Origin of the sequence: Thermoflexus hugenholtzii, from assembly GCF_018771565.1 — a bacterium.
Classification (GTDB): Bacteria; Chloroflexota; Anaerolineae; order Thermoflexales; family Thermoflexaceae; genus Thermoflexus; species Thermoflexus hugenholtzii_A.
Map to the genome: position 1 here is coordinate 2,143,673 of NZ_CP076326.1, position 25,427 is coordinate 2,169,099.

Below are 25,427 nucleotides of genomic sequence, written 5' to 3' on the forward strand. Positions count from 1 at the left end.
AGGGGAAGTTGCCTCCTGCTCCGGCTGGGGCTAAGATGGATCTGGAGCGGAAAGGATTTGCTTTTCCGCACAGGGGGATCTCAAGGAGAGGCCGCTCGCTGGATCCGGTACAACGGAAGGGGGGAGGGGCAGCGAGGCCGGTGAACCTGAACCGAACGAGGAGGTTGTCATGACCACAACAGCAGCCCCCCAGGAAGTGAAGTATATCGGGAAGCCGGGCGAGGTCTCCTTCGCCAAGGGCCTGGAAGGCGTGATCGTCGCGGAGTCGGTGAAAAGCTACGTGGACGGAATCGCCGGCCGCCTGATCTATCACGGGATCCCCATTGAGGTCCTCGCCGAGAAGTCCACCTTCGAAGAGACCGCCTTCCTCCTCCTCTACGACAAGCTCCCCACCGAGGACGAGCTGGATGTCTACAAGATGCGCCTCCGCCAGTATCGGGAGATCCCGGACGAGGTCTATGACTTCATCTCCCGGGCCGGGCGTCGCTACAACTTCCATCCGATGTCGGTGTTGCGCACGGCCATCTCCATGCTGGCGGCCTTCGACGACTCCGCGGAAGAGGACACGATGATCGCCCACGAACGGGAGGCCATCAAGCTGACCTCCCGCATCGCCACGGTGGTGGCCGCCATCGGGCGCGCCCGCAAGGGCCTCCCCCCGGTTCATCCCCGCCCCGACCTGAGCCACGCCGCCAATTTCCTCTACATGCTCTTCGGGGAGGAGCCGGACCCCTTCTACGCCCGGGTGATGGATGTCATCCTCATCCTTCACGCGGATCACGAGTGCAACGCCTCCACCTTCACCGTGCGGGCCATCACCTCCACCCTGAGCGACATGTATTCGGCCGTGGTGGGAGGCATCGCCGCCCTCAAGGGTCCGCTCCATGGGGGCGCGAACGAGGAAGTGATGCACATGCTTTATGAGATCGGGGAGGTGGAGAACGCGGAGGCGTGGGTGCTCCGGGCCCTGGCCCGCAAGAAGAAGATCCCCGGCTTCGGCCATCGCGTCTACAAGACCTATGACCCGCGGGCGCACATCCTCAAGCAGTATGCCCTGGAGGTCACCCGGCGGGCCGGCACGGAGAAGTGGCTGCGGATGGCGGAGGTGATCGAGCGGGTGATGATCGAGCGGCTGGGCCAGAAGGGCATCCAGCCCAACGTGGACTTCTACTCGGGCATCGTGATGGCCTCCATGGGCATTGAGACCGCCCTCTTCACCCCGATCTTCGCCGTGGGGCGCATCGCCGGCTGGGTGGCCCACGCCCTGGAACAGCGAAAGGACAACCGCATCTACCGGCCGCGCTTCTTCTACGTCGGCCCCGAGCACATGGAATACATCCCCATCGAGGAGCGCGGCTGAGCGCTTCCGGGGCCCGAAACCACAACGGGCGCGGCCTGAACGTGGGCCGCGCCCGTTTCTTTCCCGGAACGCCATCGGCAGGGTTCTTCTTCACCTCACTTGCACATCTTGTTCTCCACACAGGCCTTCTGGAGGGCTTCCATGGCCGCCTTGGCATCCCGGCTGGTCACGAAGTTAAAGATGATGTCGTTGAAGGCAGTGGCGAAGCCCTCCGGAGCAGCCGAGCCGTGGACCTCGCTCGGGATCAGCTGGTCCCGGGCGAAGTCGTCCATCGAGGACTGCAGATACACGTCGAACTTGCTGCGATCGCAGTCCAGGCGAGCGCAGATGGAGCCCTTCTTGGGGTTGAAGGCCTCCTGACCCTCCTTCGAGCCGCAGACCTTCAGCCAGGCGATGGCCTGCTCCCGATGGGGGGCCTTCTTGGGCAGGCCGAAAGTGTCGGTCACCACCATGAAGAGCCCCTTGTTGTTCGGGGCAGGGACCCACCCGTAGTCCACGCCCGGCTTGGCTCCCTTCGAGAGGAAATACCCGTGGGACCAGTCCCCCATCACGGTCATGGCCGCCTTGCCGTCCAGAACCAGCTGGGTGGCTGAGTCCCAGGTGTGGGCGGCATGGTCTTCATTGACGTAATCCAGCATCCGCCCGAAGATCTCGAAGGCCTTGGCCACCTCCGGCCCCGTCCAGGGCGTCTGGCCGGTCCACAGGCCCCGGTATTTCTCCGCTCCCAGCACGCCCGCGAGGACCGTCTCGAAGAGGTGAGCGGCCTCCCACTTCAGCTTGTCCCCCAGGGCCAGCGGGGTCACCCCCTTGGCCTTGAGGGCCTCGGCCACCTGGAAGAACTCATCGAAGGTGGTGGGGGGCTGCAGGCCATACTGATCGAAGATCTTCTTGTTATACCAGAGGACGTTGCCCCGGTGGACGTTGACGGGGACGGAGTAGATCTTCCCCTCGTGGCTGACCAGGTCGATCAGCTGCTTGGGGAACTTGTCCATCCACCCCTCGCTCTTCCACAAATCCGTGATGTCCTCCATGTAGCCGGTCTTCACCCAGGTGTCGATCAGCTCCGCCCCGCCGTGGACCTGGAAGGAATCCGGCGGGTCGCCGCCCAGCATGCGGGTCTTCAGCACGGCCTTGGCCTGGGCGCCGGCGCCGCCCGCAACGGCAGCGTTGATGATCTCCACGCCCGGATATTTCTGACGATAGACGGTGAACATCGCCTCCAGCCCTTCCGCCTCCCCACCCGCCGTCCACCAGGAGAAGATCTCCAGCTTCTTGGCCGGGGCAGGGGTGGCCGGTTGGGCGCAGGCGGCCAGGAGCAGGGTGAGGATCAGCAACAGCGCCACATAGAGGGACCAGCGATGGGACCGGGACATGGCAACCTCCTTTTCTCAGCGGGCGAACCTCAAGGCTGAGGGGAGCCGATGGCGTTCCGGATCCTCACCTGCTATTCTAAACAGGGAAGAAGGGCTGTCAAGCCCTCTCACGCGCGCCGCATCCGCCTCCCCCTCCCCCTTCTCCTCCCGGGCCTGTAAGGGTCTGGAGGTGGATCCGTAAAGCGCACTCCGACGGTATAATTAATTAAATACTGTCCAATCCCATGATCCGGAGGATGCCATGGGGCGGCGATGGTGGATTCTATTTTGGGTCGTTTGCATGATCGGCGTCCTGGGCGGGGCACCCCGCTTCCCTTCCCCGCAGACCGTTCCCCCTGGCCGCTATGTCCCGGATGAGCTCCTGGTGAAGTTCGCCCCCGGCGCGGATCCGATAGCCCTGGCTCACGCCTTCGGGTTCCGCCTCCACCATCTCACCCGACTGGGGGTGTGGGTGGTGAAGGTTCCCCCTCAGGCGCTGGAGGCGGTGGGGACGGCTTTGAGCCGCCACCCGCTGGTGAAGTATGTGGAGCTGAACGGCATCGCCACGGCCTTCCTGGACCCCAACGATCCCTACGACAACACCTCCTGCTACAACTCCTCGAAGGCGGGCTGCGTCTCCCAGTGGGCCTGGGGGAAGATCCAGGCGTATGCGGCGTGGGATCTGGTGACCGGCTCCGGCACCGTCCGCATTGCGGTCGTCGACACCGGGATCGATAACAGCCACCCAGACCTCCCGCCGGTGGCGGATCAGTGGGACTTCGTGAACAACGATGGCATCGCGGAGGACGACAACGGTCACGGCACCCACGTGGCCGGGACCATCGGGGCTCTGACGAACAACGGGGTCGGCGTGGCGGGGATGAACTGGCAGGTCCAGCTCCTGGCCGCCAAGGTGCTGGACGCCAGCGGCTCGGGGACTTACGCCCAGGTGGCCGATGGCATCGTCTGGGCCGCTGATCACGGCGCGAAGGTCATCAACCTGAGCCTGGGCGGCTCCATCGGCTCAACGACGCTGCAGAACGCGGTGGACTACGCCTGGAACAAGGGGGCGGTGCTGGCATGCGCGGCAGGCAACAGCGGCTCCTCCGCCAAAACCTACCCGGCCGCTTATACGAACTGCATCGCCGTAGCGGCCACGGATGAGAACGACAACAAGGCCTCCTTCTCCAACTACGGCGCCAAATGGGTGGACGTCGCCGCGCCCGGCGTGCGCATCCTCTCCACCATGCCGGACACGCCGGTTTACCTGACGACCCAGTATGGCTACTTCACCACTTACGATGCGCTGAACGGCACCTCCATGGCGACGCCGCACGTGGCGGGGCTGGCCGGGCTGGTGTGGGCGACCGGCAAGTGCGCCACCAACGCATGCGTGCGCCAGCGCATCGAGGCGAACGCGGATCGCATCGCGGGCACAGGCCGCTACTGGTATTGGGGGCGTATCAACGCCTACCGGGCCGTCAGCGCCCCGTAAGCCCGCGGGATCCCGAAGCCTCGGGGGCCGGGCGGGCCCGGAGGGCCCTGCCCGGCCCCCCTTTTCCGCCTGTTCCTCCCAATGAAGAGATGGCATTTGGGTTATGATAGAATTGCAAGAGAACGGATTCCATCCCTCGCCGGAGGGAGCTTCGATGGCAGGGCACAGCAAGTGGGCGAACATCAAACATCGCAAGGCGGCCATGGACGCCAAGCGCGGGCAGCTCTTCAGCCGTCTGACCCGCGAGCTGATCATCGCGGCCCGGGAGGGAGGGCCTGACCCGGAGACCAACCTGCGCCTGCGGCTGGCCATCGAACGGGCCCGGGCGGCGAACATGCCCAAGGAGAACATCGAGCGGGCCATCCGGCGCGGCGCCGGCCTGGAGAAGGGGGCGGAGCAGTTCGAGGAGCTGCTCTACGAAGGCTACGGCCCCCACGGGGTGGCCATCCTCGTGCGGGTGCTGACGGACAACCGGAACCGCACGGTGGCCGAGCTCCGCCGCATCTTCTCCCGCCACGGGGGGAGCCTGGCGGAATCGGGCGCGGTGATGTGGAACTTCGAGAAGAAAGGCTATATCGCCATCCGCCCCGATGGCCAGGACCCCGAGCGCATCTTCGAGATGGCCATTGAGGCAGGAGCGGAGGACGTGGAGATCAGCGAGGACCTGGTGGAGATCTACACCGCCCCGGAGGACCTCCAGGCTGTGCGCCAGGCCCTGATAGCGGCCGGCCTCACCATCGACAACGCCGAGGTCACCATGCGGCCCAAAACCCGGGTGGCCCTGGACGATCACGCCACCATGGCCGTGATGTCCCTGGTGGACGCCCTGGAGGAGCTGGACGATGTCCAGCAGGTCTACTCCAACCTGGAGATCTCCGATGAGCTGATCCGTAAATATGAGGCACAGGCCGCGTGATGCGGGTGCTGGGGATCGACCCGGGGATCGCGATCACCGGTTACGGACTGGTGGAGGAGCGGGAGGGGAGCCTGGAGGCCCTGGCCTATGGGGACATCCGGACGCCCGCGGGGGATCCGCTTCCCCAGCGTCTGCGCCAGCTCTATGAGGCCATCTGTTCTCTGATCGAAGCCCATCGCCCGGACGTCGCGGCCATCGAGCGGGTGTTCTTCGGGCGCAACGTCACCACCGCTTTCGCCGTCGGGCAGGCCCGCGGGGTCGCCCTCCTGGCCCTGGCCCAAGCCCAGATCCCCATCTACGAATACACCCCTGCGGACGTCAAACAGGCCCTGGTGGGATACGGGAGCGCCCCCAAGGCCCAGATCCAGGCGATGGTTCGCATGCTCCTTCACCTCCCGGAGATCCCCCGCCCGGACGACGTGGCCGATGCCCTGGCCGTAGCCATCTGTCACCTGAACCACGCCCGCCTCGCTGCCCTGCGCTGAGAAAGAAGGATCCGGCCCGCGAGGCCGCCCGCGGGCCCTCGCCTCCGGAGCGGAGCATGATCGGCCCGATCCTGATCGTAGAAGATCAGCCCCAGGAGGCCCAGGCGCTCTCCGAGCTGCTGCGCTGGAGCCTCCGGCCCGCCGTGGTGGCCCCCGATCTCCGCACGGCCCGGCGACGCCTGCTGGAGCTCCGCCCCTCCGTGATCATTCTGGATCTCAACCTCCCGGATGGGGATGGGCTGGCCTGGTTGAAGGAGCTGCGCAGTCGAACCTTCGGCTGGAACTTCACGATCCTGGTCATCTCCGGGCGCACGGATCCGGATCAGATCGCCGAGGCCCTGCTGGCGGGGGCGGATGACTACCTGACCAAACCCTACGCGCCCCAGGAGCTGCTGGCCCGGATCGCGGTGGCGGAGCGCCTGGCCGCGCTGCGAGCCGGGTTCCGATGGCTAACTGCTTTTCGACCTCCCCTGCCCGGCCCCGGGCGCTACGCTTCCGCCGGGATCCTGATCCTGCGCTCCCCCGAAGGGAAAGATCGGGAAGCGTTGCGGTTGGAATGGGCCCAGGGCGTCCGCCATCTGCGGCAGGCGGACGGGATGCCGCTGCCCCTCCCGGACGGAAGCCTGCTGGCCCTCTTCCTGAGCGTGACCCGGGCGCTGGAGGCCCTTCGCTCCTTTCCCTTCCTCTGGACCGCCGTGCTCCACGTGGGCTCGGTGGAGCTGGGCTGGCTGGAAGCGCCCGGCTTCGCCGCCGGAACCATCATCGGGGAGGCGATCCGGGAAGCGCTCCGCCTGGCCTATCTGGCCCCAGCAGGGATGCGTCTGATCACGGAGGTTGCCTACGCCGCGCTGGCCTCACCGCCGCTTGCACGCCCATGGGAACCTGCCGCCCGCATCGCCGGGCTCCCCGCCCGAGAGCTCCCGGAGGGCGAACGGTAGCCCGCGCAGTGAAGATGCAAAACCCAGAGGGGGTGAGGGAATGCTTGTTCAGGTGCGGGGGATCGTGGAAGCCATCGGCAAGGATTGGGTCCGGCTGGATCTGAACGGCCTGGGGTTGCAGGTGTATGTGCCCCCCAGCGTGCTGGCGCAGGCGCGTCGAGGGGAGCCCCTCACGCTGCACACCACCTTGCTGGCCCGGGTGGAGGGCCACGGCATCACGTTCACCCTCTACGGGTTCGCCGACGAGGAGGAGCGAGAGCTTTTCGAGCAGCTGCTCACGGTGAACGGGGTGGGGCCGCGGGCGGCCCTGGCCCTCCTGAGCCTCTCCGCCCCGACGTTGCGGGCCGCCATCGCCCAGGAGCAGGTGGAGATCCTGCGGAGGGTCCCCGGCATCGGCCCCAAGACCGCCCGCTCCATCATCCTGCATCTTAAAGAGCGAATCGGCGCGGTCCCGGCTCCCGGGGCCCCGGCCGCGCGTCCCGACGACACGGAGATCATCGCGGCCCTCACCGCCCTGGGCTACAGCGTGGTGGAAGCCCAGGCCGCCCTCTCCCAGGTCCCACCCGATCCGAACCTGCCCCTGGAGGAGAAGATCCGCCTCGCCCTGAGTTACTTCGCCCGCCGGCCGGGACGGTAGCGGGGAGTGCCGTTCACCGGATCGCCTCTCGCAACCGGGCGCTGATGTAATCCATGGCGGACACCACGGCCACGATCGCCCACACCGCCGTCCCGGCCCGGTGATAGTCCGTCTGATCGATCCACAACTTGAGCTGATAGCCGATCCCTCCGCCTCCCACAAACCCCACGACGGTAGAGATGCGGATGTTGATGTCCCAGTGATAGATGATGAAGGCCAGGAACGGCAGGGTGATCTGCGGGATCACCGCATAACGGATGACCTGGAGGGGATTCGCGCCGGTGGCGGTGAGGGCCTCCACCGGGCCCGGGTCGATGGTCTCCACGACCTCGGAGAAGAGCTTGCCCAGGTTGACCACGGTGGCCACGGTGAGGGCCAGCACCCCTGCGAAGGGCCCGAAGCCCACCCAGGTGGCGAAGATCGCGGCCACCACCAGCGGCTCGATGGAGCGCACCACGTTGAACATCGTGCGCACCAGATAATAGACCGCCGTGCCCACGGGCCCCCGGGCCGTGATGTTGCGCGCGGCCAGGAAGGAGAGGGGGGCGGCGATGAGGGTGGCCAGGGTGGTGGCCATCAGGGCCAGGAAGATCGTCTGGAGCATCAGCTCCAGGGTGCGGATCAGGGCCGGGCTCACCTGCCACTGCCCCTCCCAGCGCGCCTCCGCCTGCAGCCGGGCTCCTCCCTCCTGCGCCAGAAGAGGACGGATCTCCACCTCCAGGGTGAAGTTCCCCACCGCGTCCGTGCGGGTCCGCCCGGCCAGCAATTCGCCTCCCAGGGGCAACTGGGGGCTGGGCGCAAAGCGCCAGCGGACCACCACCTCGCTGTTCGGGCGGAACCCTTCGCCCCGAACCCGGATCCGCTCCCCTGAGGCGGCGCAGGACGGGAAGAAGAGGCGGGGCCCCTCTCCCGTTGTCCTCTCCTCGGGCACGCTCCCCGCCGCGCATGGCACTTGCAACGCCCCCTCCACGCGCTGCAGGCCGCGCTCCGGGACCAGGATCTCCGGGGTGATGAAAGCGGTGAAGATCTCCCGGGCGCGCTGGGCGGCCTGGGGCTCCACGAACTTCCCCAAATCGACGCCCACCATTCGCCAGGACCAGGCATAGATCAGGAGGACGAGAAACCCGATGGCGATTCGGATCCACAGACGCGGTCGACGCATAGCGGTTCAGATCCCTCGCGGGATGCCGCAACGCCTCTCAGACGATCCGGCGGCGCACCTGAGCGCTCACGAAGTCCAGGGCCATCACCACCAGGGCGATGCCGATCACCGCCGTGGCCACCTGACGATATGCGCTCAGGCGGATCCACTCGCTCAACCGAAAGCCGATCCCCCCGCCCCCCACGAACCCGATGATCGTGGACATGCGGACATTGATGTCCCAGCGGTAAACCGCAAAGGAGATGAACTCCGGCACCACCTGAGGCACCACGGCGTAACGGATGACCTGGAGGCGGGTCGCCCCGGTGGCGGTGAGGGCCTCCACCGGCCCCGGATCGATGTGCTCCACCACCTCGGAGAAAAGCTTCCCCAGGGCGGCGATGGAGTGGACCATCAGGGCCAGCATCCCGGCGAAAGAGCCCAGGCCCACCCAGACCACGAACACGATCCCGAAGATCAGAGGCTCCACGGACCGGACGATGTTGAAGAAAGCCCGCATCCCGTAATAGATCAGGCGGGTGGGAAGGGAGCCTCCCATCAGGTTGCGCGCAGCCAGGAACGACAAGGGGGCCGCGATGAGCACAGCGAAGGTGGTGGCCAGCAGGGCGATGGCCACCGTCTCCCCCATCTTCTCCGCCACCTCCAGCAGGGCCTCGCTGGGCCGCGGGCCTCCGATCACCCGCACCGTGTGGATCTCCAGGAAGTGGGTCTGGGACTGGCCGGGGGGCGGCTCGAACCCGGGAGGAACCGCGCGGGGAGCCAGGAAGGCGACTCGAAAGCGTCCGGCCCCATCCGCCTGCACCGACAGAGGGCGCCCTCCCTGCAGGATCCGCTGGCGCTCGCCGATGGGATTCACCCACCAGAGCTCCAGCGGGACTCCGGGCGGGAAGCCCTCCCCTTCCAGGGTCAGCGCGTCGCCAGCCTGGGCGCAACCGGCGGAGAGCCGGGCCTCCACCCCCTCGCGAACGGTCACCGGCTGGGGCGCGCTCCGACACGGGACCTCCACCGGGATCCGGAGCACCTGTCGCTCCGTGGGATAGGTCAGGAGATCGGGTTGGGTCAGGGCGACCAGATAGGGGCGCATCTTCTCGAAGCGCACGAAAGGGGCGCGCAGGTCGATCTCCGTGACCTCCCAGCCCACCGCGTAGAGGACGGCCAGCGCGGCCAGGGTGGCGGGCCACAGACGGGGCCGCCGGCCGCTGAGCCGCCGCCAGGCGTCATAGATCGTCCCCAGCCCCCACAGCCCCACCCCCAGCCACAGCCCGGGATGCCCGCGCCATCCCGCCAGCCCGATCAGAGCCAGGGAGACGCCCACCCAGACCGCGGCCATGGATCGCTGACCCAGGGCCTGATAGGCCAGCGCCGGGAGAAGGGCATACCCGCGCGGAGGACGCCGCTCAGCCGCCAATGCGCTCGGCCTCCTGACCGTAGATCTCCTTGAACCGGCGGTCATCGATCTCGTCCGGCCGCCCGTCGAAGACCTTGATCCCATCCTTCAGCCCGATCACCCGGGTCGCGTAACGATGGACCAGATCCAGGAAGTGCAGGCTGCAGAGGACAGTGACGCCGTCCTTCCGGTTCAGCTCTTCGATGTAGCGGAGGATCGAATGGGCAAGGACGGGATCCAGGCTGGCGACCGGCTCGTCGGCCAGGAGCAGGCGGGGCTCCTGCATCAGGGCGCGGGCGATGCCGACCCGCTGCTGCTGGCCACCGGAGAGCTCGTCGGCTCGTTTGTCGGCGAGATCCGCCAGCCCCACCCGCTCCAGGGCCCGCATCGCCCGCTGCACCTCAGAAGGAGGAAAGTAGCCCAGCAGGCTGAGCCAGGGGTTGACATATCCCAGACGGCCTGCGAGGACGTTGGTGAGGACGGTCGCCCGTTTCACCAGGTTGAACTGCTGGAAGATCATGCCGATTTGGCGCCGGATCTTCCGCAGCTCCCGGGGGGAGGCGGCGGTGATGTCGATCCCGTTCCAGATCACCCGGCCGGAGGTGGGCTCGATCAGGCGGTTGATGCAGCGCAGCAGCGTGCTCTTCCCCGCCCCGCTGAGCCCGATGATGGCCACGAACTCCCCATCCTCCACCGTGAAGCTGACCTCATGCAGCGCCCGCGTCCCATCCGGATAGATCTTGGTCAAACGCTCCACAATCAGCGGCATGGGAGGTGCCCCCGGATCTCTCGGGGTCGGGTCGGGGAGAACATCGGGATTTTCCTCATCGCATGGGCGGAAGAACCCGGCGGAGGGATCCCCGGATCTGACAGGCGGGGGACCGGGAGGCCGGTCCCCCGCTTCGGGATCACTTGGCCGGCTTCACCAGATCCTCCAGCTTGTAGCCGGAGGCGCTCAGCTGAGCCCGGAACTCATCGTAGAAGGAGTCGTCCACCTTCTGCAGGCCCTCGATCTGATAGACCGTCTTCAGGGCCTGCTTGCCCTCCTCCGAGGCCGCGATCTCCAGCAGCGCCTGCCGGATCTTCTCCTTGAGGTCCGCCGGCAGATCCTTGACCACGCTGACGTTGTCGTTGGGGATCTTCGCCGTGGTGGCCAGCACCACCACCTTCTCCTTCACATCCGGCAGATCCTTCTCCACCGCGCCCCGGGCGTCCACATAGGTCGCCCCGGCGTCGCAATCCCCATTGTAGACCGCCTTGACCACGTTGGGGTGGGAGCCCGCGTTCACCGTCTCGGCGAAATCCTTGTCCGGGTCCACCCCGTTGGCCTTGAGCAGGATGCGGGGCATCAGATAGCCGGAGGTGGAGAGGGGATCCACCCAGCACATCACCTTGCCTTTGAGGTCGGCGAGGCTCTTGATCCCGGAGTCCGCCCGCACAATGATCTGCCCGGTGTAGTAGGTCTGGTTGAAGCGGACGGTGGCCAGGATCACCTCCACGCCGTATTTCTCGTGGGCCAGGAGGTAGCTTAAGGTGTTCAGCCATCCGATCTGGGCCTGGCTGGCCCCCATGGCCTCCACCGCAGCGGCGAAGCTGCTGGCCAGGTTGATCTTGACTTTCATGTTTAGCTTTTTGCTCAACAGCTCGGCCAGTTGCTCGCCCCCCCGCTTGATCTCCTCAGACTCCCCGGAGGGGACGAAGACCATCACCAGGGGGTTCTGCTCGCTGCCCAGAGGAGGCTTCTGAGGCGCGCAGGCCCCCAGGGCCAGGCCGAGGAACAGAACGCCGAGGGTCGCCACTCCCATCAGGCGTTTCATTGGAGAACCTCCTTCCTCGGATTTCGCGAACGCTCAGATCCATCTTAGGGGGGGAGGAAGGGGATGTCAAACACTATGGATTTCCAGCGTCGCGAAGGGGCCGTGGGTTGACGCAAACAGGAGGCCCGGTTACAATAACCCGCGCGCTAACAGAGGCCTGGGGAGGACGCTTAGGCGAACGAGGCGATGGATCAGGAGCGGCAACCTGCCCTCATCCTACGAACCGGGGGAAGCCCCATGGCACGCTGTGAGCTCTGCGGAAAAGGGACGGCTTTCGGCAACTACGTCAGCCACTCGAATCACGCCGAGCGCCGGCGGTTCATGGCCAACGTTCAGAAGAAGCGGGTCACCCTGAACGGGGTCACACGCCGGATCCACATCTGCACCCGCTGCCTGAAGGCCCTCCACAAGGCAAGGGCCTGATCCGCTGGCCTCCTCACGAGGGGATGGGGAGCCCGGTGAGGGCTTCCCATCCCCTGTTTTTTCATGCGGACGTGGAGCCGTTGGACGTGGGAGCCGGCTCGATGCGATGGACTTTCAGGAGGTTCGTATGGCCGGGGCGGCCGAAGGGGACGCCGGCGGTGATCACCAGGAGATCCCCGGGCTGGGCCAGGCCGCTCTGGAGGGCCGCCTGGCTGGCCGCCCCCAGCATCTCATCGGTGTTCCGCACCGCCGGCATCAGGGCAGGCTGCACCCCCCACACCAGGGCCAGCCGCCGCAGGGTGGCCGGGACCGGCGTCACCGCCAGGATGGGCACCGAGGGGCGGTGACGGGCGATCATCCGGGCCGTGTAGCCGGACATCGTGGAGGTGACGATGGCCCGGGCCCCGATCTGCTCAGCGATCTCCACCGTCGCCCGGCTGATGGCCTCCGTGACCTCCGCAGGCTCCCCGATGAGGTCCAGCCACCGGCGGTGAGGCATGGCCTCCTCCGCGATCCGGGCGATGCGCGCCATCATCTGCACCGCCTCCACCGGATAGGTGCCGGTGGCCGTCTCCGCGGAGAGCATCACCGCATCCGTCCCATCCAGGATGGCGTTGGCCACATCGCTGGCCTCCGCACGGGTCGGACGGGGATGGCTCACCATGGAGTTGAGCATCTGGGTTGCGGTGATCACCGGCTTGCCCGCCCGGTTGCACAACCGGATGATCCGCTTCTGATGGATGGGCACCTCCTCCGGAGGGATCTCCACTCCCAGGTCCCCCCGGGCGACCATCACCGCATCCGCCGCCTCCAGGATGGCCTCGATGTTATCCAGAGCCTCCCGTTTCTCGATCTTGGCGATGATCGGGATTGAGGCCCCCAGCTCCTGCAGGAGGCCTCGCAACGCGCGGACATCCTCCGCGGTGCGCACGAAGGAGAGCGCCAGGTAATCCAACCCCTGTTCCACCGCAAACCGCACATCCAGCCGGTCCTTCTCCGTGAGGGCGGGCAGGGTCAGCGGGAGGCCCGGCGCGTTGATCCCCTTATGGGAGCTCAGCGTTCCCCCACGCACCACCCGACAGACCACGTCCGTCCCGTTCACTTCCTCCACCCGGAACTCCAGCAGCCCGTCGTCCAGAAGGAGGATCTGGCCGGGCTGCACCAGGGCCACCAGCTCCGGATGGGGGAGATGGACCTCCTGAGGGCTGCCGGGGACCGGACGGGTGGTCAGGGTGATGCGCTGGCCCGGGGCGATGGAGATGTAACCTCCCTCGATGACGCCGACCCGCCAGCGCGGGCCCTGGAGGTCCCCCAGGATGGCGACGATCGCGCCTTCCTCCTGGGCCACCTGGCGCACCAGTGCGATGCGTCGGGCATGGGCGGCGTGGTCGCCGTGGGAGAAATTGATGCGGGCCACGCTCATCCCCGCCCGGATCATCGCCCGCAGGACCTCCGGATGATCCGTAGAAGGGCCCAGGGTGCAGACGATTTTGGTGCGTGGTCGCATGGACATCGTGGACCTCACCGCTCGGCCTCCATCACCGGGAGCGAATCCGGTGTCGGGATGATGGATCAACGATCCGGGTGTAAGCTGAAATCCGTTTCGGCCCGGGCTACGGCGACCCCCTCCATTGTAGGTCGAAATCGATCCTCCGGGCCGAGACACCTATCCGGGGTGTGTCCCAATTTTGTCGGGCCTGGCCGCTTTGTAGGACAACTGCTCGCAGTTGTCCTACGATTTTGGGACACACCCCTTATCCGGGGATCGCGGAGGGGAAGCGGTCTCTCCGCGCCCTGCGACGCGGCCGGGGCCATCGCGAGGAAAAGACAACCCCTGCTTTTATTCGCCCTCCTGCCGGAGGAAGCGGCTCAGCCAGGCGTCGAAGCGCCGCCAGAGACGCATCAGGCGGGAGTGCAGCTGGGCCGGCAGGTAGAGGGTGATGCGGCCCAGACGCTCCAGCCAGGGCGGCCGGGGACGCGCCAGAGGCATCCCCCACCGGACCACGGCGGCGGCCCAGGTCAGGCCGGCGCCGAAGGCCACCATCACGGCGGTGTCCCCGGATTTCAGGCGCCCCTGCTGCGCGGCCTCGCACAGCGCGATGGGGATGCTGGCGGAGGAAGTGTTTCCGTAACGATCGATGTTCACGAAGAAGCGCTCCATCGGCAATCCCAGACCCTTCGCCGCGGCCTCGATGATCCGGATGTTGGCCTGATGCGGGATGATCAGATCCACATCCTCCAGGCGCAGCCCGGCCTGAGCGACCACCTCCCGGGTGGCCTTCTCCATCACCCGAGTGGCGAACCGGAAGACCTCCCGACCGTTCATCCGGACGAAGTGACAGCCGTCCCGCACCACCGCCTCCGAGATGGGCATCCGGCTGCCGCCCGCGGGCAGGATCAGGAGCTCCCCCCCGGAGCCGTCCGCCCGGATCATGGAGGCCAGCACGCCGCCGGGGATCTCGCTCCCTTTCAGCACCACCGCCCCTGCCCCGTCCCCGAAGAGCACGCACGTGTTGCGATCGCGCCAGTTCACGATGCGGGAGAGGGTCTCGGCCCCGATGACTAGGGCGATGTCATGGGTCCCGGCCCGGATGGCGGCGGCAGCCATGTGCAGGGCATAAATGAAGCCGGAGCATCCGGCGAGCAGATCGAAGGCCCCTGCCCTTGAGGCCCCCAAGGCGTCCTGGACCAGGCAGGCGGTCGCCGGGAAGAGGTGCTCGGGGGTCACCGTGGCCACCAGGATCAGGTCCACATCCCGGGGGTTGATCCCAGCCACCGCCAGCGCCTCCTCGGCGGCGGCGATGGAGAGGGTGGCGGTGCTCTCCTGAGGGCCGGCCACCCGCCGCTCCCGGATCCCCGTGCGGGTCACGATCCACTCGTCCGAGGTGTCCACAAACTGAGCCAGCTCGTGGTTCGTAACCACCCGCTGGGGGACCGCCATCCCCCAGCCCACGATGTGCGCGTAACGGGCCATCCGACTCCCCCTGGTCAGGGATTCCGCGAGGATTCAGAAAGGGGAAGGTTCACGACGCGCCATCCTCATAACGCCGGAAGATCACGCAGGCGTTGTGGCCTCCGAAGCCGAAGGAGTTCGACATGGCCGTCCGCACCGGCTTGCGTCGCGCCACGTTCGGCACATAATCCAGGTCGCACTCCGGATCGGGGTGCTCGTAGTTGATCGTGGGCGGGATGACGCCATCGGTGATGGCGCGGATGCAGACGATGGCCTCCACCGCCCCCGCCGCGCCCAACAGGTGGCCGATCATGGACTTCGTGGAGGAGATCGGCACATCGTAAGCCGCTTCCCCGAAGACCGCCTTGATGGCCTGGGTCTCGCTCTTATCGTTGAGCGGGGTGCTGGTGCCGTGGGCGTTGATGTAATCGATGTCCCGGGGCGAGAGGCCCGCATCGGCCAGGGCCCGGCGCATGGCCAGAGCCGCTCCCTCCCCGTTCTCCAGAGGAGCGGTGATGTGATAGGCATCCGCCGAGGTCCCGTAGCCCACCACCTCCGCGTAGATCCGGGCGCCCCGGGCCCGGGCGTGCTCCAGCCGCTCCAGGATCAGGATCCCCGCTCCCTCCCCCATCACGAAGCCGTCCCGGGTCCGATCGAAGGGACGGGAGGCCCGCTCCGGCTCCTCGTTGCGGGTAGAGATGGCGCCCATCACGTTGAAAGCGGCCACGGCCACCGGGAGGATGGCCGCCTCCGCGCCGCCGGCGATCACCACGTCGGCATCGCCCCGCCGGATCAGATGCATGGCCTCGCCGATGGCGTTGGTCCCGCTGGCGCAGGCCGTGACCACGGCCATGTTGGGGCCGCGAAAGCCATAGGCGATGGCGATCAGGCCCGGCGCGGTGTCCGCCAGCATCATGGGGACCATGAACGGGCTGATCCGGTCCGGCCCCCGGGTCATCAAGGTCTCCACGCCCTGCACCAGGGCCCCGATCCCGCCGATCCCCGTCCCCAGGATCACCCCCACCCGCTCCCGATCCACATGGGCAGGATCCAGGCGAGCGTCCTGGAGGGCTTGCTGGGTGGCGGCCAGGGCGAACTGGGCGTAGCGATCCATGCGGCGGGCCTCCTTGCGGCCGAACCACGCCTCCGGGTCGAACCCCTTGACCTCGGCGGCGATACGGGTTTTCATCGCCGAGGCATCAAAGAGGGTGATCGGACCCACACCCGAGCGCCCGGCCACCACGTTCCGCCAGAACGTCTCCACATCGTTCCCCAGGGGCGTGATCGCCCCCATCCCGGTGATCACCACGCGCGTCATCTCGAAAAGCCTCCTCTCGATGCCCACTCCTCGCATCTCAAGCCTGAGGACTCCGATCCCCCTTCGATGGGCTTTCATGTCGGACAGCGCGCGGGGTGCGAAAAACGACCCCCTCGGCCCCTCCGGAGGGCCTCGCCCCGTCCGCCGGCGTCCGGGCTCCTCGTTGAAAGCCCACAGAAGGAGAGGGCTTCTTCTGAAAAGAAAACACCTTCCTTCGGGAAATGTTACGCCGTCGGCGGACCCGGCTCCGCATGCCCGGGCGAGCGGGAGCGACGGGCGAAAGCGGCAGGGAGGATCTGCAGGGCACCGGCGAGCAGGCCGATCAGGGCCATCGCCCCGCTCAGGACCCACTGGGCGAAGACGAGGGGCGAGAGGAGCACGATCCGATAGACCGGGCGGGCGGTGAGCGCGAGGGCATAGCCGCCCGGCAGCGCCCGCTCCAGCGTCTCGCCGTCGCGGAGCGATGGAAGCGCCTCCTGCCAGACCACCTCGCCGGTCCCTTCCCGGAAAACCGTCAGCGTCCGCGGGAGGCTCAGCCGGAGGATCCAACCGGCCTGGGGGAGGGCGGCGAAGGCCTCGCCTTCCGGAGAGGGATGCAACAACAGGCTGGAAACCGGTGGGGCGTCCAGGGCGGCGCGCAGCGTCAGCGGCCCTTCCGGCCCGGCCGCCCGGAGCTCCAGCACGGCGCCCTCGCGCCACGCCAGGGCGATGTAAGGTCCCAGACGTAGAGGACGGTTCGGCGCGAAGGTCAGCCCCCCCACAGGGTTCCCTTGCTCCCAGAGGACGATCCGCCCTTCCTCCAGGGTCAGCCAGAACGCTCCGACGGACCGCCCTTCCCCCGGCGCCAGGGAAACCGAGAGCGGAGGCGGAAGGGCCTCGCCGGCGATCCCCACAAGGATGGCCCCCAGGAGGGCGGCCGCGCTAAGGGCGGCCCACCGACGCCGGGCCGCGGCCGCCTCCAGGGCGTGGACCAGCAGGCTCAGCCCCAGGGCGGCCCATGCCAGCCGCCAGCCCGGCGTCTCCCTCAGGGCCCACAGACCCAGGCGCTCCAGCGGATCGAACAGGGCGCCGAAGCGCAGCCGGGCCCGGGCCACCCAGAGGCCATAGGCCGGATCGCGCGGCTCCGGCGCCTGGGAGGCCAGAAGCATCCAGAGGAGGCCGAGGGCAAGCAGCGCCGCCGGGATGCCGATCCCCCAGGGGCTGCTCAGCCATCCCCATACGCGGCGCAGAAGATGCCATCCCTCGCGGATCCCATGCGCCCATCCGGGCGAGGGCATCCAGGGGGGAATCCGGACGCTTCTCCGATTTTCCGCTGATTCTGAAGAAGGATGTTCCCGCATCGAGGGAATCACCGGGGTCTGGAAAGCCACCTGCGGGATTCGAACCCGCGACCCCCCGCTTACGAGGCGGGTGCTCTACCGGCTGAGCTAAGGTGGCATCCGCGACTTCAATTATACGGGAATCCGAGGAGCTCGACAACCCGGCAAGCCCCTGCGATCGGGCTTTCCGGCGGTCCCCCCAGGCCGGCCATGAGGCGCCGCAAGCGGTCGTCCCTCCTCGCTCCGGGCTTGGTCCTCATCTTGCTTTTCCCTGAGCCCCCTCCCAAAATCCCTTCCGGAGGACGGGACGATGACGCGGGTGATCTCGATCGACCCCGAGCGCCCGGATCCGGGGACCATCGCCCGGGCGGCGGAGATCCTGCGGGAGGGCGGCCTGGTGGCCTTCCCCACGGAAACCGTATACGGGTTGGGGGCCGACGGCCTCAACCCCAAGGCCCTGGAGCGCCTGTTCGCCGCGAAGGGTCGGCCGCCCACCGACCCCGTGATCCTCCACATCGCGGACCTGGAGATGCTACCCCGGCTGGCCCGGGAGATCCCTCCCCCTGTCTGGACCCTGGCGCAGCGCTTCTGGCCGGGCCCCCTGACCCTGGTGCTGCCCAAGCAACCTGCGGTCCCCGATCTCGCCACCGCCGGCCTGCCGACGGTAGCGGTGCGGATGCCCGCCCATCCGGTGGCCCTGGCCCTGATCCGAGCGGCAGGGACGCCCATCGCGGCCCCCAGCGCCAACCGGTTCGGCCACGTCAGCCCAACCACCGCCCGGCACGTCCTGGAGGACCTGGAGAGCCGCATCGATCTCATCCTGGACGCAGGCCCCACGGCCATCGGGGTGGAGTCCACGGTGCTGGACCTCACCCGGCCGGTGCCCACCATTCTCCGACCAGGGGGCTTGCCCCGCGAGGCCCTGGAGGCCGTTCTCGGGCCGGTGGCTGTGTTCGACCGCGCGGTGGCGGGTCCCGCGCCTTCCCCCGGGATGCTGCCCAAACATTATGCGCCCCGCACGGAGCTGGTGGTCCTGCTGGGGCCGAAAGAGAGGCTGCGCCCGCACCTGCGGGAGATCGCTCGCCACTACGTCCAGCAGGGACACCGGGTGGGGCTGTTGATTGCGGAGGAGGACCGCGCGGCTGTGGCCGACCTGCCCGTTGAGGTCGCGATCCTGGGCTCGGAAGCGGACCTGGCGAGCATCGCCCGCCGGCTGTATCCGGCGCTCCGGGAGCTGGACCAGCGGGGGCTGGATCTGATCCTCGCCCGGGAGTTCGGGGCCGAGGGGCTGGGGCTGGCCATTCGGGATCGCCTCATCCGCGCCGCCGGCGGCCGGGTCATCCGGATCGAAGAACCATCGTAGGGGCGAGAGATCTTCGCCCGGGAGGTCTGCCGACCCATGGGGATCATCCACATCGGATGCTGCGGGTTCCCCAAAGCGCGATCGGTTTACTTCCGGATGTTCCGGGCTGTCGAGGTCCAGCAGACGTTCTACGATCCGCCCCAGCCGAAGACGCTGCGGCGATGGCGCGAGGAGGCGGGGCCGGATTTTGTTTTCACCATTAAGGCGTGGCAGCTCGTCACCCACCCGGCGAGCAGCCCGACTTACCGCCGGTTGCGGCACCCCCTGGCCCCTGAGGAACGCCCTCAGGCCGGCGCCTTTCAGGACACGCCGGTGGTGCAGCGGGGATGGGCTGCCACGGTGGAGGCGGCGAAGGCCCTAAGCGCGGCGGTCGTGCTGCTGCAGTGCCCGGCCTCCTTCACCCCGACCCCTGCCCACCTCCGCAACCTGGAAGCCTTCCTCGAACGCGTCCGGGAGGTCCCCTTCCGGCTGGCCTGGGAGCCCCGGGGCGACTGGCCGGAGGCGGTGATCCGTCGCATCTGCGAGCGCTACCGGCTGATCCATGCCGTAGATCCTCTGGCGAGCGCCCCGGTCACCGGCGACGTCGCCTACTTCCGCCTCCACGGCCGGACCGGATACGCTTATCGTTACACCGACGCGGACCTGGAGGAGCTCTGGGCCCGCTGTCAGGGGTTCCGGGAGGCCTTCGTGTTCTTCAACAACGTGTCCATGTGGGAGGATGCCCGGCGGTTCCAGGAGATGGTCCGGCTCCGGCCGCCCTCTCCGGATGGGGCTACAATTTAAGTGAGAAGAGGTTCTCCCGCGCGCTTCCTCGCTGTCCGGCACGATGGGAAAACCGGGTGAGGGAGGTCGACCATGTTTACCGAGCGGGATCTGCGGGAGCTGGCTGCGCTGGAAAGCCCGGATGTCCCCGTCCTGAGCCTCTACCTGAATGTAGATCCCCGCCATCAGACCAAGGATCATTACCGGTTGAACCTGCGGCATCTGCTGGAGCGCGTGGAGGACCAGGTTTCCCGGGCCGATGTGGAGGCGGTTCAGCGTTTCGTCGAACGGGAATACGATGGCTCGGGGCGGGGCCTGGCCGTGTTCTCCGCCCAGGCTCGCGGCCTGTGGCGGGTCTTCACCCTTGCCGTTCCCACCCCCAACCTGGCCTTCGTAGGGCGCAAGCCCTATGTCTTTCCATTGGCCAAGCTCTGGGACGCTTACGGCCGCTTCCTGATCGCGCTGGTGGACAAGACCCATATCCGCCTGCTGTTCTACCAGATGGGGGAGCTCCGGGAGACCCTGGAGCTGCGCGGGGAGCCCATCAAGCGCCACAAGCAGGGGGGCTGGGGAGCGGAGAAGCTCCAGCGACACGAAGACGAGGTGGCCTATCGCAACCTGAAAGAGGCGGCCGAGCTGACGGTGGGCTTCTGTGAACGCCACCAGCCCCGCTACCTGCTCCTCGGCGGGGCGGACCCGACCGTCGTGGAGTTCCGGGAGCTCCTGCCCTCCCCCTGGCGGGATCGCATCGCCGGGACGATCCCGGGGGACCGAATGGCGGATGAGGAGGAGCTCCGGGAGGCGGCCCTGCGCGTCCTCCAGCAGGTCGAACGGGAGCGGGAGTTCGCCCTGGTGGAGACGGCCATCACCGCGGCGTCCAAAGGGGCCAACGGGGTGATCAACCTGGAGGACACCCTGCGGGCGGCTGCCGAGGGCCGGGTGCAGGTATTGCTGGTGGCCGACGGCTTCCACGCTCCGGCTTACCGGTGCGCCGGCTGCGGCTTCCTCACCACGATCCCGCGCGCATCCTGCCCCTTCTGCGGCGCGGCCTTCGAAACGCTGCCGGACGCCGTGGACTGGCTGATCGCCACGGTGCTGGAGAACGGCGGCCAGGTGGAGATCGTCGAGGGCCATCCCCGCCTGCGGGAGCTCGGCACGGCCGCCCTGCTGCGCTACTGAGGGAGACGCTCCGCCTGAGCGTGATCCGCGGTCTCCTCTGGACTATAGGAGGAAGGAGCCTCAAAATGGCTCTGAAGATTTCCATCGCTGAAGCCAGGAAAGATTTCTCTGCGCTGCTCAAGCGCGCCCGGGAGGAACCGGTGATCATAACCCGGCGGGGCGAGCCGGCGGCGGTGATCTTGCCCTTCGATGAATACGCGCGCTTGCAGCGACTGAAGGCCTATTCCACCATGGTGCGTCTCTCCCAGGAGATGAAGGGGATCGACATCCGCGCCACCGAGTTAGACGAAGCCTCCCGGAGGGAGCTGGAGGAACGGACGAGGTGAAGAAGGAGGCCTTGAAGGTCTGCCGCTACCCGGTGGGGGGACGCCGCTAAAGGGCCAGCGAAGATTCCCCCCGGCCTCCCACGAGCAGCCAGGCGCTGAGGAGGGTGGCGAAGGCGAGCGCCGTCAGGATCCCTGTCAGCAGGAGCGCGGCTCCCAGGTCGCTCTCCATGGCCGACAGGATGGCGAGCGGCATGGTCTGGGTGCGCCCGGGCATGTTCCCGGCAAACAGATACGTGGCGCCGAACTCCCCGACCGCCCGCGCCCAGCAGAGGATCAGGCCGGAGAACATGCCCGGGAAGGCCAGGGGCAACCTCACGTGCTGCCAGATGCGGATCGAAGACGCTCCATCCACGGCGGCGGCCTCTTCCAGCTCCTTCGGCACCATCATGAACCCCAGGCGCGCTCCCCGGATGTAGAAGGGCACGGAGATGAACAGCTGGGCCGTCACAACCCCGGCGGGGGTGAAAGGCAACGAGATCCCCATCCGCTCCAGAAGCGGGCCCAGCGCCCCTTGCCGCCCGAAAACCAGCAGCAGCAAAACCCCCGCGGCGATCGGCGGGACGACGATGGGCAGCTCCACCAGCCCTTCTACCAGCGTCTTGCCCGGGAACCGTTGCCGGGCCAGCAGATACGCCAGCGGGGTTCCCAGCACCAGGGCGGCCAGCACGGTCGCCAGGCTGGTCTGCAGCGTGAGCTGGAACGCCTGACGGACCAGGGCGGAGCCCGTTTCCTCCCAGAGAGGGATCCTCAGGAGATAGAAGATCAGGATGGGGAAGGGGCTGATCAGGAACAGGGCCAGGGGAAGGCTCCACACATACAACCAGATCCCGGAGCGCAGGAAGACCTGCGGCCTCGCTCCGCCCCGGCGAGGAAACGCGGCGATGCGATCCGTAACCATGCGCAACCTCCCCACGACAGGTCCGCCTATGGCGCGCCAAACCCCCAGCGCTGCATGACCGCCTGGCCCCGGGGGGAACGCAACAGATCCACAAAGGCGCGCGCCGCGACGGGATGCGGCGCCTCCTTCAAAAGGGCGATCGGATAGCGGGCGATCACGTTCAGGGAATTCGGGATCTCCACCACCCGCACCTTCTCCCGATAGGCCGGCGTCACGTCTGTGCGGTAGACGAAGGCGGCGTCCGCCTCCCCCAGGGCCACCCGGGCCAGGGCGGCCTTGACGTTGGGCTCTGAGGAGGCCACGTTCCGCAGCACCCGCTCCGCGAAATCCGGCCCGTAAGCCGGATCCCGGGCGGCGCGGGCCAGCACCTCCCGGGCGTAAGCCCCGATGGGCGCCTCCGGTCCGGGCAAAGCCAGGCGCAGGCCGGGCCGGGTCAGGTCCGCCAGGGCGGCGACGCCGCCGGGGTTGGAGGCCGGCACCACGATCACCAATCGGTTGGTGGCGAAGATCCACGGACCCTCCGCCACCCGGCCGGCCCGCGCCACCTCCTCCATGTTTTTCTCATCCGCGGAGGCGAAGAGATCTGCTGGCGCTCCCTGCAGGATCTGGGTTCGCAAGATGGAGGAAGCGCCGAAGTTGAAGATGACCTTCGCCCCGGGATGCTCCTGCTCAAAGAGCACGGCGAGCTCCCGAAAGGGCTCGGTGAGAGAGGCGGCCGCGAACACGATCACCTCCCCTTCCCGCGCGGGAGCGCTCGCGGTCGGATCCGGGGGAGAACCTTTCCCGGCGCAGGCGGCCAGGATCGCCGCGCTGAGCAGGAAGATGCGGATGCGACGCATGAGGGCACCGCCTCACGTCTCCAGCCGGGCCACCAGGGCGCCGGCAGGTCCAGGATCGAAGCCGCCGATGGCCTCCAGTTCCTCCCGGAAGCGGCGGCCGCTCAATACCTCCAGCAAAGCCTCCACCGCAGGGGTCCGGAAGAACGCCTCCGGGATGACCAGGTCGTAACGGGATTCCGCCAGGGGCAGGAACCCCAGCCCGAAGATCCGGGCGACGGGCAACACCCCTGGCCCCGCATCGGCCAGCCGGGCGGTGAGCGCCGCGGCCACCTCCAGATGATCCCGGGCCCGCCAGCGGAGGGCGGGAAGGGCCGAGGGCGGGACGCCCTCCCGACGAAGCCGCCACGCCAGGATCCGCTGGCTGCCCGCCCCGCTCTCCCGCAGGAGAACCCGCAAGCCGGGCCGGGCCAGATCCTGGAGGTGATGGATCCGACCGGGGTTGCCGGCAGGCACCATCACTCCTTCCACCCAGCGGGCCAGGGTGACGACCGCCACGGGGCGCCCGGCCAGGATGCGACGGATCGCCGGGAGATTGTCCATCCCCCGCACCGGATCCGCGAGATGGGTGCCGGCGATGTGGAGCTCCCCGCGCGCCAGGGCCTGCAGCGCCGCCTGGCTGTTCATCGGGATCCAGCGCAGGCGATATTCCGGGAACCGTTCCCTCAGATGCGCGGCCAGCAGCGCCAGGGCCGGGTTGCACCCTCCGATGAGCAGCGTCCGCTCCAGGATCGCCGGGGGGACCCGCAGGGCCACCCGGACCCGTCCGGGGCGTCCGCCTTCCACGAGGAAGCCGTCGGCCGGGGCGTGAAACCCCCATGCTTCCTGCAACGGCCACGCGATGAGGCGCTCCCCCACCCGAGCGAGGCCCACCCGCCGCGTCGCCGGCTGGCCCCGCCGGACCGGGAGCGGCCATTCGGCCTCCAGGATCTGCGCCGCCGGGGGAGCCGGGAACAGATCCTCCACCCGGCACGAGAGGGCCTGGGCCAGGCGGAGGGCCACCGCCACGTTGGGCAGATACCGGCCGGCCTCGATGGCGCTGAGGGCCTGCCGGCTCAGCCCGGCCCGCCGCGCCAGCTCGGCCTGGCTCATCCCCTGCCCCTCCCGGATCTCCCGCACCCGGTTCTCCCCACCCTCCAGCCGCACACGCCGTCCCATCGCATCCCTCCCGTGGAACACACCGCGATGGTAATGGATTCCGGTCAATTTGTCAATTATCATTGACACCCCAGGCGCCGGAAGGCAGGGCCCAGCGCGGCTGCGCTCCTTCCGCAGGAGCGGGGATGTGTCCCAAAATCGTGGGACAACTGCTCGCAGTTGTCCCACAAGGTGGATTACAATAGAGGGTCGGTGTGAGAACGCAGAAGGCCCGCAGAGGGTTCTGCAAGGGCAGGTCGAAACCCAGGGACGGAGGAGGCTGTGAATTCCGCGACATCGACCTCTCCCCGCCCGGCCTCAGGCGGGCGGTATTACCGGCTGTTCGTGGCGGTCCTGCTCGCCTCCACGTTGCTTTCCACCTGGCTGGGGATCGCCGTGGTGATGGCCGCGCGCGCCCAGCGCTGGCGGGCGATGGCCGGCGCGGGAGGCTCCGGCGGCGGCCCGCTGGGCCTGCCGCCCATCTCCGAGGTGGGGCGGATGCTCAATCCCATCGAGTGGCTCAACCCGGCGCCCGCATGGCCGGTCCCCGGCCGTCTGAACATCCTGGTGCTGGGCGTGGATCGCCGGCCCGACGAACAGGACGTCCCGGTCCGCTCCGATGGGATCATGCTCATCGGCCTGGACCCCATCAGCGATACGATCTCCGTGCTCTCCATCCCCCGGGATCTCTATGTGCCCATCCCCGGGCTGGAGGAGCGCGGGATCTCCCAGAGCCGCATCAACACCGCGTGCTTCTACGGGGACTATTACCACCTCGGCGGATGCGGGGAGCTGGCCAAGCGGACGGTGGCTTACAACTTCGGCGTCCCGGTGCACCGCTACGTCCTCCTGGACTTCAACGGCTTCAAGCGGATCATCGATCTGGTGGGCGGGATCGAGGTGGATGTGCCCCGCACCATCGTGGACAACGCTTACCCCACGGATGACTATCGCACGGAGCGCCTGGTGATCCCGGCCGGGCGGATCCATATGGATGGGGAGCTGGCGCTGAAGTATGTGCGGACCCGGCATGCGGACAGCGATTTCGGGCGGCTGAAGCGGCAACAGCAGGTACTGATGGCCCTGCGGGCGAAGGTCCTTTCCCTTCAGACCCTGCCCCAGATCCCGGAGATCCTGCGGACCCTGGGCAACTCTGTGCAGACGGATCTGACGATCCCGGAGATGCTGGCCATCGCCCAGTTCGCCCGGGGGGTGCCGGAGGAGCGGATCCGCCTGCTCGCCGTGGAGCCCTCCATGGTCCGCCCCTGGCAGACGCCGGGGGGCGCGGCGGTCCTGATCCCCAACCGCCAGGCGCTGGCGGCGCTGATGGAGGCGTTCAACTGGGAGCGATAGGCCGGGGGAAG

General features: G+C 68.0%; 24 protein-coding genes and 1 tRNA gene. 12 read left to right on the forward strand and 13 right to left on the reverse strand.

Translation table 11 applies throughout. The annotated features are described in order from the left end of the window. Nucleotides 1-169 precede the first annotated feature (169 nt). Entirely contained in the window at nt 170-1,360 is a 1,191-nt protein-coding gene (locus tag KNN16_RS09760) for a citrate/2-methylcitrate synthase (protein WP_299283801.1), read from the forward strand. 95 nt (nt 1,361-1,455) lie between these two features. Here KNN16_RS09760 and KNN16_RS09765 read toward each other — a convergent pair whose 3' ends face one another. Next, entirely contained in the window at nt 1,456-2,733 is a 1,278-nt protein-coding gene (locus KNN16_RS09765; RefSeq protein WP_303896647.1) for an ABC transporter substrate-binding protein, read from the reverse strand. A 241-nt stretch (nt 2,734-2,974) separates the two neighbouring features. Between KNN16_RS09765 and KNN16_RS09770 the strand changes: the two genes are divergently transcribed. The 5 genes from KNN16_RS09770 (at nt 2,975) to ruvA (ending at nt 7,183) form a co-directional block, all read left to right on the forward strand. After that, nucleotides 2,975-4,207: a S8 family peptidase gene (locus KNN16_RS09770; RefSeq protein WP_303896648.1), complete on the forward strand. Its 1,233-nt coding sequence runs from the start codon at nt 2,975-2,977 to the stop codon at nt 4,205-4,207. Between the two features lie 154 nt (nt 4,208-4,361). Next, complete coding sequence (locus tag KNN16_RS09775; protein WP_303896650.1) at nt 4,362-5,123, forward strand: YebC/PmpR family DNA-binding transcriptional regulator; 762 nt, start codon at nt 4,362-4,364, stop codon at nt 5,121-5,123. Beyond that, entirely contained in the window at nt 5,123-5,608 is a 486-nt protein-coding gene (ruvC, locus tag KNN16_RS09780; protein ID WP_273089496.1) for a crossover junction endodeoxyribonuclease RuvC, read from the forward strand. The genes KNN16_RS09775 and ruvC overlap by 1 nt, the downstream gene beginning before the upstream one ends. Before the next feature lie 56 nt (nt 5,609-5,664). Further along, nucleotides 5,665-6,546: a response regulator transcription factor gene (locus tag KNN16_RS09785; RefSeq protein ID WP_303896652.1), complete on the forward strand. Its 882-nt coding sequence runs from the start codon at nt 5,665-5,667 to the stop codon at nt 6,544-6,546. Nucleotides 6,547-6,586: 40 nt separating this feature from the next. Beyond that, complete coding sequence (gene ruvA, locus KNN16_RS09790) at nt 6,587-7,183, forward strand: Holliday junction branch migration protein RuvA (RefSeq protein WP_303896653.1); 597 nt, start codon at nt 6,587-6,589, stop codon at nt 7,181-7,183. A gap of 13 nt (nt 7,184-7,196) precedes the next feature. Here the strand turns inward: ruvA and phnE (KNN16_RS09795) are convergent, their stop codons facing one another. The 4 genes from phnE (KNN16_RS09795) to KNN16_RS09810 all read right to left on the reverse strand — a co-directional run bounded on the left by phnE (KNN16_RS09795) (nt 7,197) and on the right by KNN16_RS09810 (nt 11,549). Then, nucleotides 7,197-8,345, reverse strand: coding sequence for a phosphonate ABC transporter, permease protein PhnE (gene phnE / locus KNN16_RS09795; protein WP_299284159.1), 1,149 nt, complete (start codon nt 8,343-8,345; stop codon nt 7,197-7,199). A gap of 37 nt (nt 8,346-8,382) precedes the next feature. Continuing rightward, nucleotides 8,383-9,753 carry a phosphonate ABC transporter, permease protein PhnE gene (gene phnE, locus KNN16_RS09800; RefSeq protein ID WP_303896654.1) on the reverse strand — a complete coding sequence of 457 codons (1,371 nt, stop codon included), beginning with the start codon at nt 9,751-9,753 and terminating at the stop codon, nt 8,383-8,385. Beyond that, nucleotides 9,743-10,501 carry a phosphonate ABC transporter ATP-binding protein gene (phnC, locus tag KNN16_RS09805; RefSeq protein WP_088571808.1) on the reverse strand — a complete coding sequence of 253 codons (759 nt, stop codon included), beginning with the start codon at nt 10,499-10,501 and terminating at the stop codon, nt 9,743-9,745. Before phnC ends, phnE (KNN16_RS09800) begins: the two co-directional genes overlap by 11 nt. A gap of 139 nt (nt 10,502-10,640) precedes the next feature. After that, nucleotides 10,641-11,549 (reverse strand): phosphate/phosphite/phosphonate ABC transporter substrate-binding protein, encoded by a 909-nt coding sequence (locus tag KNN16_RS09810; protein ID WP_303896655.1) that lies wholly within the window; start codon nt 11,547-11,549, stop codon nt 10,641-10,643. 237 nt (nt 11,550-11,786) lie between these two features. On the opposite strand from KNN16_RS09810, the gene rpmB reads away from it, so the two are divergent. After that, a complete protein-coding gene (gene rpmB, locus KNN16_RS09815; protein WP_273089479.1) occupies nt 11,787-11,972 on the forward strand; it encodes a 50S ribosomal protein L28 in 186 nt (61 codons plus the stop codon). A gap of 61 nt (nt 11,973-12,033) precedes the next feature. Here rpmB and pyk read toward each other — a convergent pair whose 3' ends face one another. The 5 genes from pyk to KNN16_RS09840 all read right to left on the reverse strand — a co-directional run bounded on the left by pyk (nt 12,034) and on the right by KNN16_RS09840 (nt 17,680). After that, nucleotides 12,034-13,485, reverse strand: a complete 1,452-nt coding sequence (gene pyk, locus KNN16_RS09820) for a pyruvate kinase (RefSeq protein WP_299284165.1) — start codon at nt 13,483-13,485, stop codon at nt 12,034-12,036. A gap of 327 nt (nt 13,486-13,812) precedes the next feature. Continuing rightward, entirely contained in the window at nt 13,813-14,946 is a 1,134-nt protein-coding gene (locus KNN16_RS09825; RefSeq protein ID WP_299284168.1) for a beta-ketoacyl-ACP synthase III, read from the reverse strand. Between the two features lie 49 nt (nt 14,947-14,995). Continuing rightward, nucleotides 14,996-16,243, reverse strand: coding sequence for a beta-ketoacyl-ACP synthase II (gene fabF, locus KNN16_RS09830; RefSeq protein WP_303896657.1), 1,248 nt, complete (start codon nt 16,241-16,243; stop codon nt 14,996-14,998). A 224-nt stretch (nt 16,244-16,467) separates the two neighbouring features. Beyond that, the gene (locus KNN16_RS09835) at nt 16,468-17,520 is read right to left on the reverse strand and encodes a hypothetical protein (RefSeq protein ID WP_303896659.1); all 1,053 of its coding nucleotides are present in this window, start codon (nt 17,518-17,520) and stop codon (nt 16,468-16,470) included. Nucleotides 17,521-17,607: 87 nt separating this feature from the next. After that, nucleotides 17,608-17,680 (reverse strand) — tRNA-Thr (locus KNN16_RS09840). A 192-nt stretch (nt 17,681-17,872) separates the two neighbouring features. Between KNN16_RS09840 and KNN16_RS09845 the strand changes: the two genes are divergently transcribed. From KNN16_RS09845 to KNN16_RS09860, 4 genes are all read left to right on the forward strand, one after another. Then, entirely contained in the window at nt 17,873-18,925 is a 1,053-nt protein-coding gene (locus KNN16_RS09845; protein WP_299284176.1) for an L-threonylcarbamoyladenylate synthase, read from the forward strand. A gap of 36 nt (nt 18,926-18,961) precedes the next feature. After that, the gene (locus tag KNN16_RS09850; protein WP_303896662.1) at nt 18,962-19,708 is read left to right on the forward strand and encodes a DUF72 domain-containing protein; all 747 of its coding nucleotides are present in this window, start codon (nt 18,962-18,964) and stop codon (nt 19,706-19,708) included. Between the two features lie 72 nt (nt 19,709-19,780). Next, nucleotides 19,781-20,866 (forward strand): Vms1/Ankzf1 family peptidyl-tRNA hydrolase, encoded by a 1,086-nt coding sequence (locus tag KNN16_RS09855; protein ID WP_299284182.1) that lies wholly within the window; start codon nt 19,781-19,783, stop codon nt 20,864-20,866. A 65-nt stretch (nt 20,867-20,931) separates the two neighbouring features. Beyond that, nucleotides 20,932-21,192: a type II toxin-antitoxin system Phd/YefM family antitoxin gene (locus KNN16_RS09860; protein ID WP_303896665.1), complete on the forward strand. Its 261-nt coding sequence runs from the start codon at nt 20,932-20,934 to the stop codon at nt 21,190-21,192. Nucleotides 21,193-21,238: 46 nt separating this feature from the next. On the opposite strand, the gene KNN16_RS09865 is transcribed toward KNN16_RS09860, so the two are convergent. The 3 genes from KNN16_RS09865 to KNN16_RS09875 are packed head-to-tail and all read right to left on the reverse strand — an operon-like array spanning nt 21,239 to nt 24,084. Further along, nucleotides 21,239-22,090 carry an ABC transporter permease gene (locus KNN16_RS09865; RefSeq protein WP_303896667.1) on the reverse strand — a complete coding sequence of 284 codons (852 nt, stop codon included), beginning with the start codon at nt 22,088-22,090 and terminating at the stop codon, nt 21,239-21,241. Between the two features lie 26 nt (nt 22,091-22,116). Beyond that, entirely contained in the window at nt 22,117-22,929 is an 813-nt protein-coding gene (gene modA / locus KNN16_RS09870; protein ID WP_303896669.1) for a molybdate ABC transporter substrate-binding protein, read from the reverse strand. Between the two features lie 12 nt (nt 22,930-22,941). Further along, nucleotides 22,942-24,084: a substrate-binding domain-containing protein gene (locus KNN16_RS09875; RefSeq protein ID WP_303896670.1), complete on the reverse strand. Its 1,143-nt coding sequence runs from the start codon at nt 24,082-24,084 to the stop codon at nt 22,942-22,944. A 261-nt stretch (nt 24,085-24,345) separates the two neighbouring features. On the opposite strand from KNN16_RS09875, the gene KNN16_RS09880 reads away from it, so the two are divergent. Next, nucleotides 24,346-25,416, forward strand: a complete 1,071-nt coding sequence (locus KNN16_RS09880) for an LCP family protein (RefSeq protein ID WP_299284196.1) — start codon at nt 24,346-24,348, stop codon at nt 25,414-25,416. The last annotated feature ends 11 nt before the right edge of the window (nt 25,417-25,427 follow it).

Coding starts and splice junctions, on each gene's coding strand:
- phnC (WP_088571808.1), bottom strand. CDS start 10,501: ATGCCGCTGATTGTGGAGCGTTTGACCAAGATCTATCCGGATGGGACG.
- pyk (WP_299284165.1), bottom strand. CDS start 13,485: ATGTCCATGCGACCACGCACCAAAATCGTCTGCACCCTGGGCCCTTCT.
- KNN16_RS09855 (WP_299284182.1), top strand. CDS start 19,781: ATGTTTACCGAGCGGGATCTGCGGGAGCTGGCTGCGCTGGAAAGCCCG.
- modA (WP_303896669.1), bottom strand. CDS start 22,929: ATGCGTCGCATCCGCATCTTCCTGCTCAGCGCGGCGATCCTGGCCGCC.
- KNN16_RS09860 (WP_303896665.1), top strand. CDS start 20,932: ATGGCTCTGAAGATTTCCATCGCTGAAGCCAGGAAAGATTTCTCTGCG.
- rpmB (WP_273089479.1), top strand. CDS start 11,787: ATGGCACGCTGTGAGCTCTGCGGAAAAGGGACGGCTTTCGGCAACTAC.
- KNN16_RS09825 (WP_299284168.1), bottom strand. CDS start 14,946: ATGGCCCGTTACGCGCACATCGTGGGCTGGGGGATGGCGGTCCCCCAG.
- KNN16_RS09775 (WP_303896650.1), top strand. CDS start 4,362: ATGGCAGGGCACAGCAAGTGGGCGAACATCAAACATCGCAAGGCGGCC.
- KNN16_RS09765 (WP_303896647.1), bottom strand. CDS start 2,733: ATGTCCCGGTCCCATCGCTGGTCCCTCTATGTGGCGCTGTTGCTGATC.
- KNN16_RS09865 (WP_303896667.1), bottom strand. CDS start 22,090: ATGGTTACGGATCGCATCGCCGCGTTTCCTCGCCGGGGCGGAGCGAGG.
- ruvC (WP_273089496.1), top strand. CDS start 5,123: ATGCGGGTGCTGGGGATCGACCCGGGGATCGCGATCACCGGTTACGGA.
- KNN16_RS09760 (WP_299283801.1), top strand. CDS start 170: ATGACCACAACAGCAGCCCCCCAGGAAGTGAAGTATATCGGGAAGCCG.
- KNN16_RS09810 (WP_303896655.1), bottom strand. CDS start 11,549: ATGAAACGCCTGATGGGAGTGGCGACCCTCGGCGTTCTGTTCCTCGGC.
- KNN16_RS09785 (WP_303896652.1), top strand. CDS start 5,665: ATGATCGGCCCGATCCTGATCGTAGAAGATCAGCCCCAGGAGGCCCAG.
- fabF (WP_303896657.1), bottom strand. CDS start 16,243: ATGACGCGCGTGGTGATCACCGGGATGGGGGCGATCACGCCCCTGGGG.
- KNN16_RS09835 (WP_303896659.1), bottom strand. CDS start 17,520: ATGCCCTCGCCCGGATGGGCGCATGGGATCCGCGAGGGATGGCATCTT.
- KNN16_RS09850 (WP_303896662.1), top strand. CDS start 18,962: ATGGGGATCATCCACATCGGATGCTGCGGGTTCCCCAAAGCGCGATCG.
- KNN16_RS09875 (WP_303896670.1), bottom strand. CDS start 24,084: ATGGGACGGCGTGTGCGGCTGGAGGGTGGGGAGAACCGGGTGCGGGAG.
- ruvA (WP_303896653.1), top strand. CDS start 6,587: ATGCTTGTTCAGGTGCGGGGGATCGTGGAAGCCATCGGCAAGGATTGG.
- KNN16_RS09845 (WP_299284176.1), top strand. CDS start 17,873: ATGACGCGGGTGATCTCGATCGACCCCGAGCGCCCGGATCCGGGGACC.
- KNN16_RS09770 (WP_303896648.1), top strand. CDS start 2,975: ATGGGGCGGCGATGGTGGATTCTATTTTGGGTCGTTTGCATGATCGGC.
- phnE (WP_299284159.1), bottom strand. CDS start 8,345: ATGCGTCGACCGCGTCTGTGGATCCGAATCGCCATCGGGTTTCTCGTC.